Source organism: Pedobacter sp. N36a, from assembly GCF_014472395.1.
Taxonomy (GTDB): domain Bacteria; phylum Bacteroidota; class Bacteroidia; order Sphingobacteriales; family Sphingobacteriaceae; genus Pedobacter.
In genome coordinates this window covers 116,425-134,878 of record NZ_JACSZW010000001.1, presented here as the reverse complement: position 1 = coordinate 134,878, position 18,454 = coordinate 116,425, and the positions used below count along the sequence as shown (strand labels likewise).

The 18,454-nt window shown below is 41.4% G+C and carries 16 protein-coding genes; 7 read left to right on the top strand and 9 right to left on the bottom strand.

All coding sequences use genetic code 11. The annotated features are described in order from the left end of the window. The 3 genes from H9X96_RS00650 to hemN all read left to right on the top strand — a co-directional run bounded on the left by H9X96_RS00650 (window position 1) and on the right by hemN (window position 2,974). On the top strand, window positions 1-1,059 hold the full coding sequence (locus tag H9X96_RS00650) for a response regulator (RefSeq protein ID WP_187664424.1): 1,059 nt from the start codon (window positions 1-3) through the stop codon (window positions 1,057-1,059). Window positions 1,060-1,143: 84 nt separating this feature from the next. Continuing rightward, window positions 1,144-1,614, top strand: coding sequence for a lactate dehydrogenase (locus tag H9X96_RS00645; RefSeq protein WP_187664423.1), 471 nt, complete (start codon window positions 1,144-1,146; stop codon window positions 1,612-1,614). A 1-nt stretch (window position 1,615) separates the two neighbouring features. After that, window positions 1,616-2,974 carry an oxygen-independent coproporphyrinogen III oxidase gene (hemN, locus tag H9X96_RS00640; RefSeq protein WP_187664422.1) on the top strand — a complete coding sequence of 453 codons (1,359 nt, stop codon included), beginning with the start codon at window positions 1,616-1,618 and terminating at the stop codon, window positions 2,972-2,974. A gap of 66 nt (window positions 2,975-3,040) precedes the next feature. On the opposite strand, the gene H9X96_RS00635 is transcribed toward hemN, so the two are convergent. From H9X96_RS00635 to H9X96_RS00595, 9 genes are all read right to left on the bottom strand, one after another. Further along, window positions 3,041-3,445, bottom strand: a complete 405-nt coding sequence (locus tag H9X96_RS00635) for a group III truncated hemoglobin (protein ID WP_222943807.1) — start codon at window positions 3,443-3,445, stop codon at window positions 3,041-3,043. A gap of 30 nt (window positions 3,446-3,475) precedes the next feature. Further along, window positions 3,476-4,138, bottom strand: a complete 663-nt coding sequence (locus tag H9X96_RS00630; RefSeq protein WP_255430939.1) for a sulfite exporter TauE/SafE family protein — start codon at window positions 4,136-4,138, stop codon at window positions 3,476-3,478. 20 nt (window positions 4,139-4,158) lie between these two features. Further along, on the bottom strand, window positions 4,159-4,590 hold the full coding sequence (locus tag H9X96_RS00625) for a FixH family protein (protein WP_187664420.1): 432 nt from the start codon (window positions 4,588-4,590) through the stop codon (window positions 4,159-4,161). Window positions 4,591-4,594: 4 nt separating this feature from the next. Continuing rightward, a complete protein-coding gene (gene ccoG, locus H9X96_RS00620; RefSeq protein ID WP_187664419.1) occupies window positions 4,595-5,995 on the bottom strand; it encodes a cytochrome c oxidase accessory protein CcoG in 1,401 nt (466 codons plus the stop codon). Between the two features lies 1 nt (window position 5,996). After that, complete coding sequence (locus H9X96_RS00615; protein WP_187664418.1) at window positions 5,997-6,791, bottom strand: cbb3-type cytochrome c oxidase N-terminal domain-containing protein; 795 nt, start codon at window positions 6,789-6,791, stop codon at window positions 5,997-5,999. Further along, window positions 6,788-6,955 (bottom strand): hypothetical protein, encoded by a 168-nt coding sequence (locus tag H9X96_RS00610; RefSeq protein ID WP_182959486.1) that lies wholly within the window; start codon window positions 6,953-6,955, stop codon window positions 6,788-6,790. The genes H9X96_RS00615 and H9X96_RS00610 overlap by 4 nt, the downstream gene beginning before the upstream one ends. A 16-nt stretch (window positions 6,956-6,971) precedes the next feature. After that, a complete protein-coding gene (gene ccoN / locus H9X96_RS00605) occupies window positions 6,972-9,083 on the bottom strand; it encodes a cytochrome-c oxidase, cbb3-type subunit I (protein ID WP_187664417.1) in 2,112 nt (703 codons plus the stop codon). Window positions 9,084-9,159: 76 nt separating this feature from the next. After that, window positions 9,160-9,345 (bottom strand): cbb3-type cytochrome oxidase assembly protein CcoS, encoded by a 186-nt coding sequence (gene ccoS, locus H9X96_RS00600; RefSeq protein ID WP_187664416.1) that lies wholly within the window; start codon window positions 9,343-9,345, stop codon window positions 9,160-9,162. Beyond that, complete coding sequence (locus H9X96_RS00595) at window positions 9,342-11,741, bottom strand: heavy metal translocating P-type ATPase metal-binding domain-containing protein (RefSeq protein WP_187664415.1); 2,400 nt, start codon at window positions 11,739-11,741, stop codon at window positions 9,342-9,344. The genes ccoS and H9X96_RS00595 overlap by 4 nt, the downstream gene beginning before the upstream one ends. Before the next feature lie 209 nt (window positions 11,742-11,950). On the opposite strand from H9X96_RS00595, the gene H9X96_RS00590 reads away from it, so the two are divergent. Genes H9X96_RS00590 through H9X96_RS00575 form a run of 4 tightly spaced genes read left to right on the top strand, consistent with a single transcriptional unit; the run spans window position 11,951 to window position 18,450 of the window. After that, entirely contained in the window at window positions 11,951-13,189 is a 1,239-nt protein-coding gene (locus H9X96_RS00590) for a Pycsar system effector family protein (RefSeq protein WP_187664414.1), read from the top strand. A gap of 6 nt (window positions 13,190-13,195) precedes the next feature. Further along, the gene (gene ppk1, locus H9X96_RS00585) at window positions 13,196-15,190 is read left to right on the top strand and encodes a polyphosphate kinase 1 (protein ID WP_187664413.1); all 1,995 of its coding nucleotides are present in this window, start codon (window positions 13,196-13,198) and stop codon (window positions 15,188-15,190) included. Between the two features lie 16 nt (window positions 15,191-15,206). Next, entirely contained in the window at window positions 15,207-16,076 is an 870-nt protein-coding gene (locus tag H9X96_RS00580; protein ID WP_187664412.1) for an SdiA-regulated domain-containing protein, read from the top strand. 13 nt (window positions 16,077-16,089) lie between these two features. After that, entirely contained in the window at window positions 16,090-18,450 is a 2,361-nt protein-coding gene (locus H9X96_RS00575; protein WP_187664411.1) for a GAF domain-containing protein, read from the top strand. Window positions 18,451-18,454 lie beyond the last annotated feature (4 nt).

The window sequence follows — 18,454 nt, the reverse complement described above, 5'->3', positions numbered from 1 at the left end:
ATGAAGAAGACACTGATACTCATTATAGAAGATAACGATGATATCCGGGAAAGTACTGCTGAGATATTGGAACTGGCAAATTATGACGTATTACAGGCCGCTAACGGGCGGGTAGGGGTAGATCTGGCAATTTCTGAAGTGCCGGATGTGATCTTATGTGACATCATGATGCCAGAGCTGGATGGCTATGGCGTATTGTATTTACTCCATAAAAATGAACAAACATCAACCATCCCTTTTATTTTCCTGACTGCCAAAGCCGAGCGTATTGACATGCGTAAAGGGATGGAAATGGGAGCCGATGATTACCTGACAAAGCCTTTCGATGATGTGGAATTGTTAAATGCCATAGAAAGCAGACTTAGTAAAAGAGATAAACAGCAGGTTTTTTATAGCCAATCGCTTGAAAAACTGAGCGTTTTGTTTAGCAATAGCTCTGGTTTGCAGGAGCTGGAAAAAATCATTGCTGCCAGAAAAGTGCGTTCTGTTAAGAAAAAACAGGTGGTGTATTATGAAGGAGACAATGTTTCTGGACTTTACCTGGTGATGAACGGAAAGGTGAAAACCTTTAAGTTAAGTGAAGATGGAAGGGAATTGCTCACTGGAATGTATGGCCAGGAAGATTATTTTGGCATTACTTCTTTACTGCTCAATGCTCCCTATTCGGAAACAGCTGAAGCAGTGGAAGACAGTACGGTTTGTATGCTGCCAAAGGATTTAATGGATGATTTACTCAATCGCTATCCTGATGTAGCCAGACAATTCATTCAATTGATCTCCAATAACCTTCAGGATAAGGAGGAACAGTTGCTGCAATTGGCCTATCATTCTGTGAGAAAACGTATGGCAGAAGTACTGGCCAGATTATGTAAACAGGAAGTGCAGGATGCGGAAATGATCTTGAGGGTTTCCAGGGATAACCTCGCTGCAATGGCTGGAATGGCTACTGAGACGGTGAGTAGGATCTTGAGTGATTTTAAAGATGAAGGGATTATAGAAAGGAAAGGCAGTCAGATCATTGTGCTCGATCAGCTTAGACTGCAGCAGATGAAAAACTGATGAGAATCATATTTTCAATTGATTAAACTCATTCTCCCCGCTGCTGCTACATGCTAACTTTGATTATTAATAAACCGAACCAGCATGAGAGTTGTCGCATATAGTATAAAGTCTTTTGAAAAAGAACCATTGGCTATTGCCAATAATAAAAAACATGATATTACATTGATATCCAACTCTTTGTGTTCTGAGACGGCTTCTTATGCCGCCGGCAAAGAAGCTGTAATTGTATTCAATGAAGATGATGTTTCTGCACAGGTGATCAACAGGTTAGCTGATCTTGGGGTGAAATTCATTGCAACACGCTCTACCGCTACCAATCATATCGATCAGGAAGCCGCTGCACTTAGAAATATAAAGATTGCCAATGTTCCTTTAGATGCCCTAATAGCCCTCACAGAAAAGGAATTGCCTATGGCATTGGCCGTAGAAACTATTATTAATCTAGATAAATGGCAGCAAAAGAAGTGTTTAGGGAATGCCTGTGTTTGTTCCAGATCCTGCGATCAGGCACATTCGTTATTAAGTCCAGGTAGCAAACCTCATCACCATTAGTATGAATCATCTGATCTCGAAATATCATGTTGCTGCCCCCCGTTATACCAGTTATCCTACTGTTCCTTATTGGAAAACAACAGATTTTACGGTAAACGATTGGGAAAAATCCGTTGCTCAATCGTTTAGAGAAAGCAATGACAAAGAAGGTATCAGCATTTACATCCACCTTCCTTTTTGTGAAAGTTTATGTACCTATTGTGGCTGTAATACCAGGATCACCAAAAACCATAAAGTTGAATCGCCTTATATCGAAGCCTTATTGAAGGAATGGCAATTGTATCTGAATCTATTTGTAACCCGTCCATTAATTAAGGAACTGCATTTAGGCGGTGGTACACCTACTTTTTTCAGTGCAGAGAATTTAAAACGGCTGATGGAAGCCATCCTAAAATATGCTGATCTTCATGAGGAGGCCGAATTTAGCTTTGAAGCACATCCTGGAAATACCACCGACGAACATTTGATGACTTTAAACAGCTTAGGCTTCAAAAGATTGAGTTTAGGAATTCAGGATTTTGATCCGCATGTGCAGCTGGTGATCAATAGGGTTCAAACCTATGAAGAATTGGAGCAAGTGACCATAAAAGCAAGGGACTTAGGCTACACTTCGATCAATTACGACCTGATTTATGGCCTTCCTCACCAGCAGATTCAGGGGCTTTCTGATACCCTGGAATCCGTGCTGCAATTAAAACCAGACCGCATTGCTTTTTACAGTTATGCCCATGTTCCATGGGTTAAACCCGGACAAAGAAGGTATACAGAACAGGATCTTCCTTCTCGAAAATTAAAGCAGGAACTGTATGAGTTGGGTTGCAAAAAACTAAAAGAAGGAGGATATCTAGATGTTGGTATGGACCATTTTACATTGGTCACAGACAGTTTGTACGAGGCAGAGGTCAAAGGAAAACTACACCGGAACTTCATGGGATACACTCACCAGTACAGTAAATTGATGATTGGTTTGGGCGTATCTTCAATTAGTGATACCTGGACGGCGTTTGCACAAAATGTAAAAACCGTGGAGGAATATTTAAGCATCGTAAATGAAGGCAGATTACCCGTGGTTAAAGGCCATTTGCTAAATGCAGAGGATATGGCGACCCGTCAGCATATTTTGAATATCATGTGTAAAGGACATACTTCCTGGACAGAGGACGAAGCGAAGTCTCCGGAATTTTCCGGAGGTTTGCAGCGCATGCGCTGGTTAGCGCTGGATGGATTGGTGTTTTTGTCAGCAGACCATCTACACGTGACGCCATTAGGAAAAAGGTTTTTAAGAAACATCTGCATGGCACTGGATTATAGGTACTGGGCAGATCAGCCCAAAACAGAACTGTTTAGTCTTACCGGATAAAAATATTAGTTTTACGTCTCAAATGTCTGAATTGGTGACCGTGCTGAACGGTCGCCAATTTCTTGTTTATAGGCCATTTGGAGCAGTCGCCTGTTTGATCTTATGTTGCATCAAGTGTCCGATGGAAGCGGCTCTGGAGATCGCCTGATCCGCAACAGGCCCTTCAAAATTAACCCTGATGGTCTCCTCCCAGATTTTCATCCAGCGGTCAAAATGTGCTCCATGTAAAGGCACCTCTTTATTCAAAGCAATGTGTTTGAGCATTGGATTACCTTTATAACTCACCACATCCAATAAGATCGTTTCCCAAAAGGTAACCATCACTGGGATATGTCTTTCTAAAGAGAAGTTTGCTGCCTTAAATACGGGGCCAATCACTTCATCCCTCAGGGCTTTATTGTAAAATTCAATCACCAGAAAACGAATGTCTTCCTGATCTTTAATATCTCTTTTTATAGCAGTAAGTGTCATGATGTTACTAATTTACGTGATTTGAGGGGATTACCTGCATTCAGGAGCCCCTTGTTCAGTAGGTGCCGGACTTAGATAGGGAATGTTTAACTCCATTCCTCTCAATATAAACCAGACTCCCAAACACAGCATAAAATAAGGAATCACACGGTTGATTTTTTTACGAACCAATGTGCCGGTAAAACCAATACTCAGTGTGGCGATAAACATGAGGGGTAAAGTGCCTAGTCCGAACCAGAACATATAGATAGCGGAGCCAGTAAGGCTACCCGTATTTAAAGCCCCTGCCATGGCCAGGTAAACGAAGCCGCAGGGTAGAAAACCATTGATAATGCCAATGATCAAATGATTGGCTTTATGCTTTAGTGCATAGCCAAATAATTGGTGGAAGGGTTTTAGGAACACTGAAGGGGTATTTTTAAGCATTTGAATCTTAAATAACCTGGAACAGGCAGCCATCACAATCAGAATTCCGCTAAAAATACTGATGACCTGCTGCAGGCCTGCCATCCATAATTGCTGTCCGATTAAACCAATAACCAGCCCTAAGAAACAATAAGAAATAATTCTCCCTAACTGGTAAAGTAATTTGTCCAATACCAGAAAAGCCCATCCTTGTTTTAAGGAGGGGACAGCAAAGGCAAGGGGACCGCACATGCCAATGCAATGCACGCTCCCTAACAATCCAATCATGAAGGCAAGTTTTTCGTTGCTCATTCTACCATGACCTCCTGTTCATCCAAATAGGATTTACCTGCACTATTCCAGTTGATGATCAGTTTCCAGCGGCCTTTTGCAATCCCTGTTAAAGGAATCGCGGCGCGGTACTGCTCATCTGTACTGATTTGAATTATTTTATCCATCCTTTTATCCGACGTGCGGACCAGGTTTACTTTTCCTTCAGCAGGGGCTTTAAAGGTCAGGATAATCCCTTCCGTACCTACCTGGATCTCGGGTTTGGCATGGTCGGTTTTTACCTGTTCTTTCAGGTGGTATTCTTTGTCATAAGCCAGTCCCTTCTCGTAGTAATCATTGTCTACCAGCGCATCCGGTGAGCTGTTAAACATCTTTACCGCAAGGATGATGATAAAGCTCATAAAGCAAGCCATGCCAATCACCAATTTCGTTCCCCAGTTCCATTTCATTTCTTTAATCATTAAGTGGTGCGATGAAGGTCGTTTCAAAAGTATCGACCACCTTACCATCTGACACCAGTTTGAAACCAATATCTGATTTGTACGTTTTTAATTTTCTTTGCGGCATAATGACAAAAAACGTCAATTTTGCCACACCACCATAAGCAATGGTGTCTTGTTTTTGAATGTACTGAATTTTCACCTCAGGGTCATCCGGTACGATTTTAAATTTCAGTGATTTGCTGGTTTTATTGATCAGCTCCGCATTGAATAAATTACTCACCGCGTTTTCTTTATCTCTCATTTGATACAAAGTTCCACTGGCACGCAGGATGGTCGTTTTAACCGCTGTTCTCGTGATCAGCAGGTAGGAGAGCACCCCAATCAGCAAGGCTAAAACAGCAGCGTAGCCATATACCCTTTTGTTCAGTTTAAAAGGCTGCTTCGTTTTGATCTCATCCTCTGATTTGAAGCCAATTAAGCGTGTTGGACGTTCAATCTTTTCCATCACCATATCACAGGCATCGATACAGGCCGTGCAGTTGACACATTCCATTTGTGTCCCGTTCCTGATGTCAATTCCCGTCGGACAAACCTGTACGCAAAGCTTACAGTCGATGCAGTCTCCACCAGTGTTTTCCACTCCTTTTACACGTTTTTCACGAGGCTCTCCACGCTCATAATCATAAGCCACAATGATGCTCTGGTTGTCTAGTAATACCCCTTGTAGGCGTCCATAAGGACAAACTACCGTGCAAACCAACTCTCTCATTCTAGAGAATACCAGGTAAAAAACAAAGGTAAATACACAGATCGAGATGAATCCGCTCCAATGCAGGGATACCGGCTCTGTCATGATTTTGATCAGACTATCTGAGCTGATCAAATAGGAGAGAAAGATGTTGGCAATAAAAAAGGAAATCAACAGATAAATGAAATGCTTTAGTCCCTTTTTGAAAAACTTTTCGCTGGTTAGCGGGCCATCATCCAGCTTTTTCCGCTTGTTTGAATCGCCTTCTATCCAGATTTCTATTTTCCTGAAGACCATCTCCAGGAAAATGGTCTGAGGGCAGGCCCAGCCGCAGAATACACGGCCAAAAACTACCGTAAATAAGACGATAAACACCATAAAGGTGAGTAAAGCCAAAACAAATAGGTAGAAGTCCTGAGGCCAGAAAATCACCCCAAAGAATACAAATTTCCGCTCTAAAACATTAAGTAACACCAATTGCTCCCCATTTAATTTAATAAATGGGGCGGCAAATAGTAAGATCAGGAAAAAATAGCTGACTACTGAGCGGTACTGATATAACTTACCTTTAATTACTTTCGGATAGAGCCATTTACGGCGCTGTCCGTCGTCGGTTAAAGTGGAGATCTGATCTCTGAAATGACTTGGGCTTTGTGATGACATGTTAATCTTTTTTGCCCTGTGGAGCTTTCGCGCCAGCAGGATTGCTTCCTTGTATGGAAAGGATATAATTGGTGATGTCTGAAATCTGCTGGGCATTCATTGACTTCTCCCAGGCTACCATTCCTTTTTCAGGAACACCATATTTGATGGTCTTGAAAATATTCTTTGGTGTACCGCCATGCAGCCAGTATTCATCCGTTAAATTGGGGCCAACACCACCTTCTCCATGTTCTCCATGACAAGGGGTACAAACGGTTTTAAACAATGCAGCCCCTTTTTGGATGACTGCAGGATCGTCACTTTTCTCCATGTTGTTCTCGTTGATTTTCGGCCCGCCGGATCCAGGTTTTTGCAGGAATGCGATGCGATCTGCTTCCGCCTGACGGAGTTCTATCGCATATTCTTCTTCCTGTAATTTACCCCAGCCAAATACATGGTAGTTGAGCATATATCCGATGGCAAAAATGATCGTTCCATAAAACAAGACCATAAACCAGGCAGGAGTAGGGTTATCCAATTCCGCAATGCCATCAAATTTATGCTCCATCATGATGTCTTTCTCCTCAGAGATCGGCCTCAAGCCCATTAACTTAGTCCAGAAGGAAGGTTTGTCGGCTGCTGCTGCAGCACGTCGCTCTTCTTCCAGCCAGTATTTTTTCCTTTCTTCTTCAGAAGCGAATCGGGTAGGATGCAGGGTTTCCTTTACATAGACTTTGATGACCTTCAAAACCAGTATGGAAACCACGAGTATGATTACTGCAGTGATTAATAGGGCCCAAATTAGTAAATTTGTCATTGTACATCGTCTTTTAAAGGTAACTCACTCATATATTTTATTTCTTCTTTTTTCATGGTTAGCAAGAGTATGCCGACCAGGATAAAAAAGAGCAGGAATATGCCAAGGGAGGTGATTAAATACACCTGGCTTCCATCTACTTGATCTAAAAATTGCTTAAACATAGTGTTGTTGTTTAGGTTATTGTGCTTTAATGTCCATTCCCAGACGTTGCAGATAGGCGATCAGCGCAATGATTTCTTTGTCATCTTTCACTTTGATGTTGTTCTGTTTCAGGTCCGCAGCAATCGCTTTGGCCTGTTTGTCCAGGTCGCGGTTGGCTTTGTGCTCATAACCTTCCTCATAAGGAACACCTAAAGTGCGCATCGCATTGATCTTGCTGATGGTGGTAGTGGTGTCCAGTGTCTGAGTAATCAGCCATTCGTAAGGAGGCATAATACTACCAGGGGACATCGTTTGTGGATCCAGCATGTGGTTAAAATGCCATGCATTGCCATATTTACCACCTTCACGCTGTAAATCGGGACCGGTACGTTTTGATCCCCATAAATGCGGATGGTCATACACAAATTCCCCAGCTTTACTGTATTCACCATATCTTTCTGTTTCAGAGCGGAATGGACGAATCATTTGAGAGTGACAGCTCACACAACCTTCACGGATGTATAAATCACGTCCCTGCAATTCCAGCGGACTATAGGGCTGCACACTGGTGATCGTCGGAATGTTCGACTTGATCGTAAACGTAGGCATCATCTCAATCATACCACCAATCAGGATAACAATTAATGAAAGTACCATGAAAACCATTGGCTTGCGCTCCAGTACCCTGTGGAGTTTCTTTTCAGATCCCTGAGGAACATAATCTTTTGGTAATGGCATTGCCTCTGCAGGCTCATCTGCCAATAATTTACCTAAACGAACCGTTCTGATTAAGTTATAAGTCATCACGATTACACCAATTAGGTATAAGGCACCACCGATAGCCCTAAGTACATACATTGGAAGGATTTGGATCACAGTTTCCAAGAAATTTGGATAACGCAATAGGCCATCTTCTGTAAACTCTTTCCACATCAATCCCTGTGTGAAACCGGCAAAATATAATGGAACCGCATAGAAAAGGATCCCTAATGTTCCGATCCAGAAGTGGAAGGAAACCAGTTTTTTAGAGTATAATTCTGTTCTGTAGATTCTTGGAATCAACCAATATAAAATACCGAAGGTTAAGAAACCATTCCAGCCAAGCGCGCCAACGTGTACGTGTGCTACTATCCAGTCGGTATAGTGGGCAATGGCGTTGATCTGTTTTAAAGCAAGCATTGGTCCTTCAAAGGTGGCCATACCATAAGCGGTAATCCCAACTACCATGAACTTCAGTCTGGAATCTTCCCTTACTTTATCCCATGCGCCGCGAAGGGTGAGCAATCCATTGATCATCCCTCCCCAGCTTGGGGCAATCAGCATAATTGAGAAGGCAACCCCTAATGATTGTGCCCAGCTCGGTAAAGATGTATATAATAAATGGTGAGGTCCAGCCCAGATGTAAATGAAAATTAATGACCAGAAATGGAGAATACTCAGCTTATAAGAATAAACTGGACGATTTGCCATCTTAGGTAGGAAATAATACATCATTCCCAGGTAAGGAGTGGTTAAAAAGAAAGCCACCGCATTATGCCCATACCACCACTGTACCAGCGCATCCTGTACACCTGCGTATAAATAATAACTTTTAAACGCTGATATCGGAAGCTGGAAGGAGTTAACGATGTGTAATACCGCAACGGTTACGAAAGTAGCAATGTAAAACCAAATGGCTACATACATGTGTTTCTCTCTTCTTTTGATAATGGTTCCAAACATATTGACCCCAAAAACAACCCAGATCAAGGTAATGGCAATATCTATCGGCCATTCCAACTCTGCATATTCATGGGAGGAGGTGAATCCCAAAGGAAGGGTGATGACCGCCGAAATGATGATCAGCTGCCAGCCCCAGAAATGTATTTTACTGAGGACATCGCTGAACATCCTCGCTTTGAGGAGTCTCTGCAAAGAGTAATAAACACCCATAAAGATCGCATTCCCTACGAAGGCAAAGATTACTGCATTGGTGTGTAATGGCCTGATACGGCCGAAAGTCGTGTACTGGGAGCCCATATTTAATGCAGGTTTGAAGAGCTGCATGGCAATGAGCAATCCGACCGTCATTCCGATGATGCCCCATATAATGGTGGCTACTGCGAAGTTCCTGACGATCTTGTTGTCGTAGTAAAATTTTTCAGTCATGTTAAAATTTGGATTGCTTGTTTATGGGTGTAAAATTAGGTCGGGATGTTTAGGTATAGAATGACATCAATTGTGGCTATGCGTGATCTTCATCACTTTTTATCTCCTCATTTTTCTGTTGAACATCATCATCAAAGAGAATTCTGACGGCAGGGGTATAGGTATCGTCATTCTGGCCGGTCTTGCTCGCCCAGAAAAAAGCGGCAAGGAAGATCAGTGCCAATAAAATACTAAAGCCGATCAGGAGGTAGAGGATGTTCATAATAGCTGATTTTTTTTAGCATACAGTCGGACTGCAATGCTGGTGAACAGAATAATAGTGATGGTGCTAATGGGCATCAATACCGCTGCAATAAGTGGTGAGAGCATGCCTTGAACCGCAAAGTACAGGCCTATTGCGTTATAAGTTAAAGAAATGGCAAAGCTGATATGGATCACCTTTACCGCATCTTTAGCCTGTTTGATAAACATAGGTATCTTTTGAAAACTCGCACCATCCAGAATGGCATCACAGCCTGGTGAGAAATTATTGATGTTATCAGTCACCGCAATACCCAGGTCACTTTGTTTCAAAGCACCTGCATCATTCAGTCCATCACCAAACATGAGCACTTTTCTTCCTGAATATTGCAGGTTTCGAATGTAATCCAGCTTGTTCTGAGGGCTTTGAGCGAAACGCATCTGCTGTGCCCTTGGGAAGAAAGGAATCAGCGTTTGCTTGTCCTGATCCTGATCACCAGACAATAAGTGTAGATCCGCGTCTTTACCCAGCTTGAAGATCAGGTCTTTAAATCCATTCCGCCATTGCTGCGTAGAACAGAAGAAGCCAAGGTACCTGTTGTTGATAATAATATGAACGACGGCACCTTGTGAGGGCGTATTGTTGTTCAAACCAAGGAAAGAAGCACTGCCCAGTTTCAACTCCTGGCCATTGACCATGCCTGAAATTCCACGGCCTACCTTTTCCATGTATTTAACCGCAGTATATTTATAAGGCCTGTTCAACCACTTCACCAGTTCCCTGCTCAAAGGGTGACCAGAGTTCCTGGCGAGGTCATTTACCCATTGCTTTTCTTCTTCGGCAATGTCTCCTTCAAAGGTGAAACCAGTGTTTTCAGGATTGGTGATGGTGCCGGTCTTGTCGAACACAAACGTATTAATGCGCGCCAATTCTTCAACAACCGCTGTATTTTTAAGGTAGAACTTATTCTTATCGAATATGCTTAAGACCGCAGAGAGGGTAAAAGGAGAGCTTAGGGCCAAGGCACAAGGGCAGGCGATAATCAGCACCGCAGTAAAAGAAGCGACTGCTTTCGTGGGATCATCGTGTAACATCCAGTAAGCTGCAGCGCCGATGGCGATACTCAGCAATACAATGCTAAAGTACTTGCTGGCGCGGTCGGCAAAGGTCCTGATCATGGTTTTCTCTCCAAAAAAGGCCTCGTTGTTCCACAATTGAGTCAAGTAACTTTGTGAAACCGGTTTAACGACTTCCAATTCTATGGCACCTTTTAATTGTCTTCCACCTGCATAAACGACTTCTCCCAGTACTTTGTTTACCGGTAAAGATTCGCCGGTCACAAAGCTAAAGTCCATTTCTGCTTCCCCTTTTAACAGGATGGCATCTGCGGGAATAATTTCATTGCTGCGGATCAGGATCCTATTGCCTACTTTTAATTCATTCAAAGGGATTGGTCTTTCTTTCTCCTCGTCGATCAGGGTAACTGCAACCGGAAAATAAGAACGGTAATCTCTTTCAAAGGAAAGGTGGTGATAGGTATGGTGCTGCATCCACTTTCCGATCAGCAGGAAGAAAACGAGCCCGCATAGGGTGTCCACAAAACCAGCTCCTGTATTGCCCACAATCTCTACTATAGAGCGTATAAACATCACTGCAATTCCTAAAGCCAGTGGAAAGTCAAGGTTTAGAATTCCATTTCTAAGGTTGGTCCAGGCAGAGGTAAAATAATCCCTGCCACTATAGAATACTACAGGAATGGCAAATGCCAGGTTTAACCAGCCGAAAAACGTTTTGAATTCCTGCTCCAGGTCACTCAATCCGAAATAATCCGGAAAACTCAATAGCATCACATTGCCAAAGCAGAAACCAGCTACCGCAATTTTTCGGATCAGCTGCCCCTCGGAATGGTCTGACTGTTGTTTCTTGACCACATCCTGTAAGCTGATGAGCGGCTCATAACCTATGGAAGCTAGGATTTCTATCAGCTTACGCAAAGATAATTCCTGATTTTTGAAGCTGATGACCACCTGTTTCTTTAAGAAATCAATCCTCGATTGAATGATAGCAGTATTGATCTGATGCAAATGTTCGAGGAGCCAGATACAGGAACTGCAATGAATGGCTGGGATGTAAAGCGTGATTACGCTGGTCTTCTCATCCGTATAGTCTACCAATTTTGCAGCAATCGCTGCTTCGTCCAGGTATTCAAAATGAGCTTGTTTGTTTTTTTGTGTTTGTCCAGGTACATCGTTGTACGCGTAGTAGTTACCCAGGTTATGATTAGAAAGCAATTGATAGACACCTTTACAACCCAGACAGCAGAAAGATTTGCTATCCATGAGATAAGGCGTTTTTGGAAGATCATCACCGCAATGATAACACTGGGTGTCCTCGGCTATGTTTTTTTGTATGATCATAGGGGCAAATTGATGTTTTCAAAGTTCAACCTTCCCACCAAGTATAAATATGACGCTCATCACTTTCGGCCCTGATATAAATCAGAAAAACCTGCGCAATGACATCTTTTAAACTTTCTATTAAATATGAGAATTAAAACTCTCATATTTATATCTTCAACCACAAATAGGACAAATTGTTTTATTATTGAAAAACAAAAGTATACTTCATGAATTATAGGGAAATATTAGATCAGTTAAGATTGCATGTTGCCAGCATATTTCAGGCAAAAACCGACTCCAGATTGATCTACCACAACTTAAATCATACTGAACAAGTAGTAGAAAATGCCATCAAAATTGCCAATCATTATCAGCTTTCAGATCAGGATTTCTTTATTGTCACTGCTGCCAGTTGGTTTCATGATATTGGATATTTCTTTGATTGTGCGCATCATGAGGCTAGTGGAGCAGGTCTTGCCGCTGAATTTCTAAAAGAAAAAGGACTTAGTGAGGAGATCAGTATAAAGATTGTGAATTGTATTATGGCCACCAAAATGCCTCAGCAGCCCAATGGACTGCTGGAACAGATTGTTTGTGATGCCGATTTGTACCATTTGGGAAGTAACTCTTTTAAAGAAAGAAATAAATTGATGCGTAAGGAAGCAGAAGCATTCTGTGACAGAGCATTGGATAAAGATGAATGGAGAATAAAAACAATACAGCTGTTTAAAAATCACCATTACCATACTACGTATTGTCAGCACCTGCTGAATGCGAAAAAGGCGGAAAACCTGGAAGAGCTCGAAAACAAAGCAGAAGCAGCAGATCATAAAACAACGGATAGCTCTATGGTGTTAAACACTGGAAATGCCCCGCTGATAACAGAAAAAAACAACCCATTGGAGATAAAAAAAGAAAAGAAGAAAAAGAGTGATCGCCCCGATAAAGGGATTGAAACCATGTTCAGGATCACTTCTGGAAACCACCAGAGGTTGAGTGATATGGCCGATAACAAGGCGCACATCATGATTTCTACCAATTCTATTATTTTATCAGTTATACTGAGTATCCTGCTCAGGAAACTGGAAGATAATCCTCATTTAATTATTCCTACATTGATTCTGCTGATCATTTGTGTGGTGACCATGGTATTCTCAATTTTGGCAACACGCCCATCTATCCCTAAAGGAGTTTTCACTCCTGAAGATATTGCGCAGAAACGTGTGAACCTGTTGTTTTTTGGTAACTTCTATAGAATGTCGCTGCCGGATTATGAAGGTGGAATGCTAAAAATGATGGACGACCGTGAATTTCTGTATGGTAGCTTAATCCGGGATTTATATGCTCAGGGAGTAGTTTTAGGCCGTAAATACCGCCTGCTGCGAATTGCCTACAATGTGTTTATGTTTGGAATTATCGCAGCTGTACTGGCCTTTATTACGGCTTCAGTTTTAGTGACCTTATAACCTGTTATGGAGTCTGCTATTTATTTTAACCGGGATTTAAGCTGGCTAAGTTTCAATGAACGCGTGCTCGTGGAAGCAGGCAGGGCAGCGGTCCCTATATTGGAAAGAATCCGCTTTCTATCCATATATTCCTCTAATCTTGATGAGTTTTATAGGGTGAGGATGCCAGTCATGATGTGGGATTATGAGCTGGCTAAGGCAAAGATAGACCAGCAGCAGCAGCGCTATGGTGAAATTATCGCAGCGCAGATTTTACCGGCATTGGAAGCCCAAAAGGTGTATTGGTTGTATAATAAGCCAATTCCAGCAGCTATTTCTGAAAAGGTAACCGAGCTTTTTTTTAATGAAGTCCTTGCTTATATTCATTCTGAATGTATTGACCATGGATTGGCAGATTTCTTTGCCGAAAATAACAAGCTTTACCAGGTGGTGATTTTGAGGAATGCTGATGCTGAGGAGCGTATGGAACTGATCAGCATTCCTTCAGAAGACTTACAGCGTTTATATGCCATTCCAGTAGAGGGCGCACAGTATATCGTCTTTTTGGAAGACATCATTAAATATAACTTAGCCTATTTATTCCCTAATGATCAAATTCATGGCGCTTTTAACCTGAAAATTACCCGTAATGCAGCTTTAAAAATAGGACAGGACTATTCTGAAGACATCACTATTGCTTTAGAAAAACAACTCGAAACCCGCGACTTTGGCTTTGCTACCCGCTTTCTTTTTGAGCCTGGACTTCCATTAAGAAACCTGTACCGGATGATTTATGCACTAAATCTGCAAAAAGCAGCAGTAGTGCTGGGAGGTGCCTATCATAACCTGAAAGACCTTAGTGCTTTCCCTTTAGATGAAAAGCTTTTTGGATATCCAAAATGGCCAGCTTCAACAGCAGTGAAAATTGCACAGAAAGAAACGTTATTTGACCATGTTTTTCGCAAAGATATCCTGGTAAATGTACCTTATCAGAACTATGATGCCGTATTGCGTTTCTTCAACGAAGCTTCAAATGATGTCAATGTCACAGAAATTTATGTTACCTTATATAGGGTGGCGCGAAATTCAAGAATTGTAAACGCCTTGATGACTGCCGCGAAAAACGGTAAAAAAGTAGTGGTGCTGGTAGAGCTGAAAGCGAGATTTGATGAAGCAAATAACATCAAATGGGCTAAGCAAATGAAAGCAGCAGGGGTGAAAATTATCTATAGCAGCATCGATCTTAAAGTCCATGCGAAAGTGGCACTGGTAAAAAGAACGATCAATGGAGAAAATCAATATCTGGGGCTACTGGCCACAGGAAATCTGAATGAAAGTACTGCTAAGTTTTACACCGACCATATTTTACTGACTGCCCATCAGCCAATGCTGCGGGAATTAGAATCTTTATTCGACTTTTTAAGCAGGAAAGACAAGACAGCAGTATTGGAAGAACCAGTGGAATTTAAGCATTTGCTAGTCGCACAGTTTAACTTGCATCAAGCCTTTTTGGGATTGATTCAACGGGAAATCGAGCATGCTCAGCAAGGTTTACCTGCTGGTATTATCCTCAAATTGAACAACCTGGAAGAACAGGTGCTGATTGCTAAATTATATGAAGCCTCACAGGCAGGGGTGAAAATACAGCTCATCATCCGGGGAATCTGCTGTCTGGTGCCAGGCAAAAAAGGACTCAGTGAAAATATTAGCGTAAGAAGGATCGTAGACCGTTTTCTGGAACACGGGCGGATTTTTATCTTTGAAAATAATGGCCAGCAAGAGGTGTATTTGGGCTCTGCAGACTGGATGAACCGCAATATCTATAGTAGAATTGAGGTTTGCTTTCCTTTATTTGACCTTGATTTGAAACGTCTCATCCAAGAAATTATTACCTTGCAGCTTCAAGATAATGTTCAGGCAGTAAATATTACGCCTGAATTGGAAAATGAAGAAATCAATGGTTCGCCTGCAATACGCTCTCAGGAAGCTATTTATCAATTGTTACAAGTGTTGAATAACTAACAAATGGACCTGTTTTATGAAGAAAATCTATACTAAATTATTATATATGATGCCCGTTGTGGCATTAGTGGCGTTTTATGCCTGTAAGCCTGTGTCTTCAAAGTTTAGCAGTCCTGCTGGTTATGACCTGGAGCATCCAGAGAAATTTAACATGCCCGAAAGCTTGCTGGAGATCTCAGGTATTGCATTTTATAAAGGGCAACCAGATACCGTATATTCTATTCAAGATGAAGAAGGCAGTGTCTTCCGACAAAAATGGGGGGTAAAACAACAGAAAAATGTGAGTTTCGGCAGTAAAGGAGACTATGAGGATGTTGCCATTTTCAATGAAAAAGTATTCGTCTTAAAGAGTAATGGACACCTTTATTCCTTTCCTTTCTCGGAAAGGGTAAAAGAAAAGGCAGAACAGGTGAAAGTAAGTAAGAAATTAGTTCCTAAAGGGGAGTACGAAAGTTTGTATGCAGATCCAGAGACTAATAAAGTATACGTTTTATGTAAATCATGTCCGGTGGATAAGAAAAAGAAAACATCAACTGGTTATGTCTTAAACTATGATTTTAAACTAGATAGCCTAATTCCAGAAAGTACTTTCAGTATTGATCTGGAGCAGCTAAAAAAGCTCAATCCAAAGTTAAAAGCAAGTCTAAGTCCTTCGGCACTGACCAAAAATCCGAAAACTAAGGAATGGTATATATTGGCTTCTGCCAACAAGTTATTAGTTATTGCAGATGAAAACTGGAAAGTAAAACAGGTACACCGTTTGAATTCTTCGATCTATAATCAGCCGGAAGGCATAGCTTTTGATAATGATATGAACTTGTACATCTCTAATGAAGGGGATGAACTGACCAATGGGAATATCCTTAAGTTTAAAAAAGTAAAATAATAAAATACGAAAAATGCAAGCTATCACGCTGGATTTGAATAATAGTATTACTGGCTTAAGAGAACGGCCTCCATTGGGTGCTGAAATTAGACTGTCTTTGCAGCCTTTTATATCTTTCGTGGAAGAGAAAGCAAATACCGAAAAAACCGCGAAAATTAACTTCTACCGCTACATACTTGAACAATTTAAACAATATCCAGAACTGAAAGACCCGATCCCAATGGAGAATGTCCGGAAGTACAATACCTTGTTTGAATTGATCTATACCGCTTTGTCGCCCATCATTAATGAAGAGAAAGAACATTTTTGGGCGATTAGTACCCCAATGACGCCTTGTTTCCATTATGGGACAAATGCGTTTTATAATGTGCTGCTGGAACCCACTACCTGTACCTTGAAAGCCGACCTGTCGCTGCCTTCTTCTATGGAAATGCAGAAAAGTGTACTGTCTGCCTTTTATAATATGGTACTGCATCGTTTTTATAATTTCTCCTTAACAGCAACGGAGTTTACGGTGAATTCTATTGTAGATCCGAAAACAAAGCTGACTAAATATTACCGCTTAAATGTAGATACGAGGTTTCTGAACATCACTGCAAACACGGAGTTGCCGGAGTACGACCTGAATATCGTAAAGGATTATATTCAGGATGAAAATAATACCCTTGATATTCTAACCAAACTGATTCCGCCGGATATTTTTACCATTGAAGGGATTTCTATTGTCACCTTAACGGATGTAACAGGGGAATATGCCCTGGAATCTATCAAGAATGTCATGATAGATCATCACGAATCTAAAAATGTAAATTATGGTCAGGAGATTGGTAAGGCTTTAAAAGCATTGGCTGGTTCTGATCACCTGGAATTTGGGATGCTGCCGTATTTGAAGTTAAATAATAAGCTGTTGATCAATGAAAAGTCTGGCTTTCAGAGTATCCTGATCAAACTGGCTGAAGATGCAGGATGGAAAGATGAAGACGAGTTTGATCTGATCCAGGACTATCTGAAACAGCCAAGAACACTGATTTTTCCTGAAATTACACTGGAAGAACAAGAAAAATATCCGATGCTTAGCTTGTTATGGGAAAAGGGAATCAAGTCTTACGGACTATTTCCATTGTACTACAACGCAAGATTGGTGGGCTGTCTGGAACTTTATACTAAGGAAGCCAGTCATTTTAATGGCAATGCGCTCACTAAAATAGACCTTGCGTTTCCTTTATTGGCACAATTATATCAAAATATCATCACCGATTTCAATCAGGAAATCGCGGAAATCGTGACTGATAAATTCACGGCCTTACAGCCTTCCGTACAATGGCGTTTCAATGAAGCAGCTTATCATTACCTGCAATCTGGCGGAAAAAGACGAAATCTACCAGTAGAACAGGTATACTTTAAGAATGTACATCCTTTTTATGGTGCAGTAGACATCAGGAATTCCAGCATCCTGCGAAATATGGCAGTCCGAAAGGATTTATATGTGCATTTTGAAATGCTGCAGAAAACCCTGGATACCATTAGAAAGAAAGTCTGTGAATCGCTGGATGATGAGCTCCCTAAAAAGTATGAAATCTGGAGTAAATCCCGGTTTGAAGATCTGACAGATCGTGAAATCCTCAAAACTGAAGACTACCTGCAAAGGCAGATTCCTTCGGCTTTGGTACATTTAAAAGAAACTCATCCGGAGCTAAAACCGATTGTAGATGAGTATTTTGAGTGGACGGCAGTGGATGGAAAGAGCTATGAACATCGCGATAGGTATGAAAAGAGCCTTCAAATGATTAATCTGGCAGTCACCAGGCATTTAGATGTATTTAATAAAGAGATACAGGAAATTTACCCTTGTTATTTCGAAAAGTTCCGTACAGATGGGGTTGAATTTGACATCTACCTGGGCCGATCTATCGCACCAAACACTGACTTTACAGAAGAAATTCTTCATGAATTTCGCCTGAAACAGTTGAAAGTTCTGGCAGAAGTGGCACAAACTAGTTATAGTTTAGCGCCTTATTTTTCTTTACCATTAGAGACTACCCAGTTGATTTTTGTCTATGAGAAGGTGATCGATATTAGTTTCAGGATTGATGAGCAGCGTTTTGATGTCGAAGGTAGCTATAATATTCGCTATCAGATGGTGAAAAAACGCATTGATAAAGCCCATGTAAAGGACACCTCAGAGCGGATTACCCAGCCAGGAAAGATCGCAATTGTGTATTTTAACAGCTGGGAATCCAAAGAATATGTAGGATATATCAAAACGCTTCAGGGTATTGGTATCTTGAATGATGACCTGGAATACCTGGAAATTGAAGAATTGCAAGGAGTGGAAGGGTTAAAAGCCCTCAGAATAGGAGTAACGCTTAAATAAATTC

Coding starts and splice junctions, on each gene's coding strand:
- ccoS (WP_187664416.1), bottom strand. CDS start 9,345: ATGAACATCCTCTACCTCCTGATCGGCTTTAGTATTTTATTGGCACTG.
- ccoN (WP_187664417.1), bottom strand. CDS start 9,083: ATGACTGAAAAATTTTACTACGACAACAAGATCGTCAGGAACTTCGCA.
- H9X96_RS00645 (WP_187664423.1), top strand. CDS start 1,144: ATGAGAGTTGTCGCATATAGTATAAAGTCTTTTGAAAAAGAACCATTG.
- H9X96_RS00575 (WP_187664411.1), top strand. CDS start 16,090: ATGCAAGCTATCACGCTGGATTTGAATAATAGTATTACTGGCTTAAGA.
- ccoG (WP_187664419.1), bottom strand. CDS start 5,995: ATGTCATCACAAAGCCCAAGTCATTTCAGAGATCAGATCTCCACTTTA.
- H9X96_RS00625 (WP_187664420.1), bottom strand. CDS start 4,590: ATGAAATGGAACTGGGGAACGAAATTGGTGATTGGCATGGCTTGCTTT.
- H9X96_RS00635 (WP_222943807.1), bottom strand. CDS start 3,445: ATGACACTTACTGCTATAAAAAGAGATATTAAAGATCAGGAAGACATT.
- H9X96_RS00580 (WP_187664412.1), top strand. CDS start 15,207: ATGAAGAAAATCTATACTAAATTATTATATATGATGCCCGTTGTGGCA.
- H9X96_RS00595 (WP_187664415.1), bottom strand. CDS start 11,741: ATGATCATACAAAAAAACATAGCCGAGGACACCCAGTGTTATCATTGC.
- H9X96_RS00610 (WP_182959486.1), bottom strand. CDS start 6,955: ATGTTTAAGCAATTTTTAGATCAAGTAGATGGAAGCCAGGTGTATTTA.
- ppk1 (WP_187664413.1), top strand. CDS start 13,196: ATGGAGTCTGCTATTTATTTTAACCGGGATTTAAGCTGGCTAAGTTTC.
- hemN (WP_187664422.1), top strand. CDS start 1,616: ATGAATCATCTGATCTCGAAATATCATGTTGCTGCCCCCCGTTATACC.
- H9X96_RS00630 (WP_255430939.1), bottom strand. CDS start 4,138: ATGATTGGATTGTTAGGGAGCGTGCATTGCATTGGCATGTGCGGTCCC.
- H9X96_RS00615 (WP_187664418.1), bottom strand. CDS start 6,791: ATGACAAATTTACTAATTTGGGCCCTATTAATCACTGCAGTAATCATA.
- H9X96_RS00650 (WP_187664424.1), top strand. CDS start 1: ATGAAGAAGACACTGATACTCATTATAGAAGATAACGATGATATCCGG.
- H9X96_RS00590 (WP_187664414.1), top strand. CDS start 11,951: ATGAATTATAGGGAAATATTAGATCAGTTAAGATTGCATGTTGCCAGC.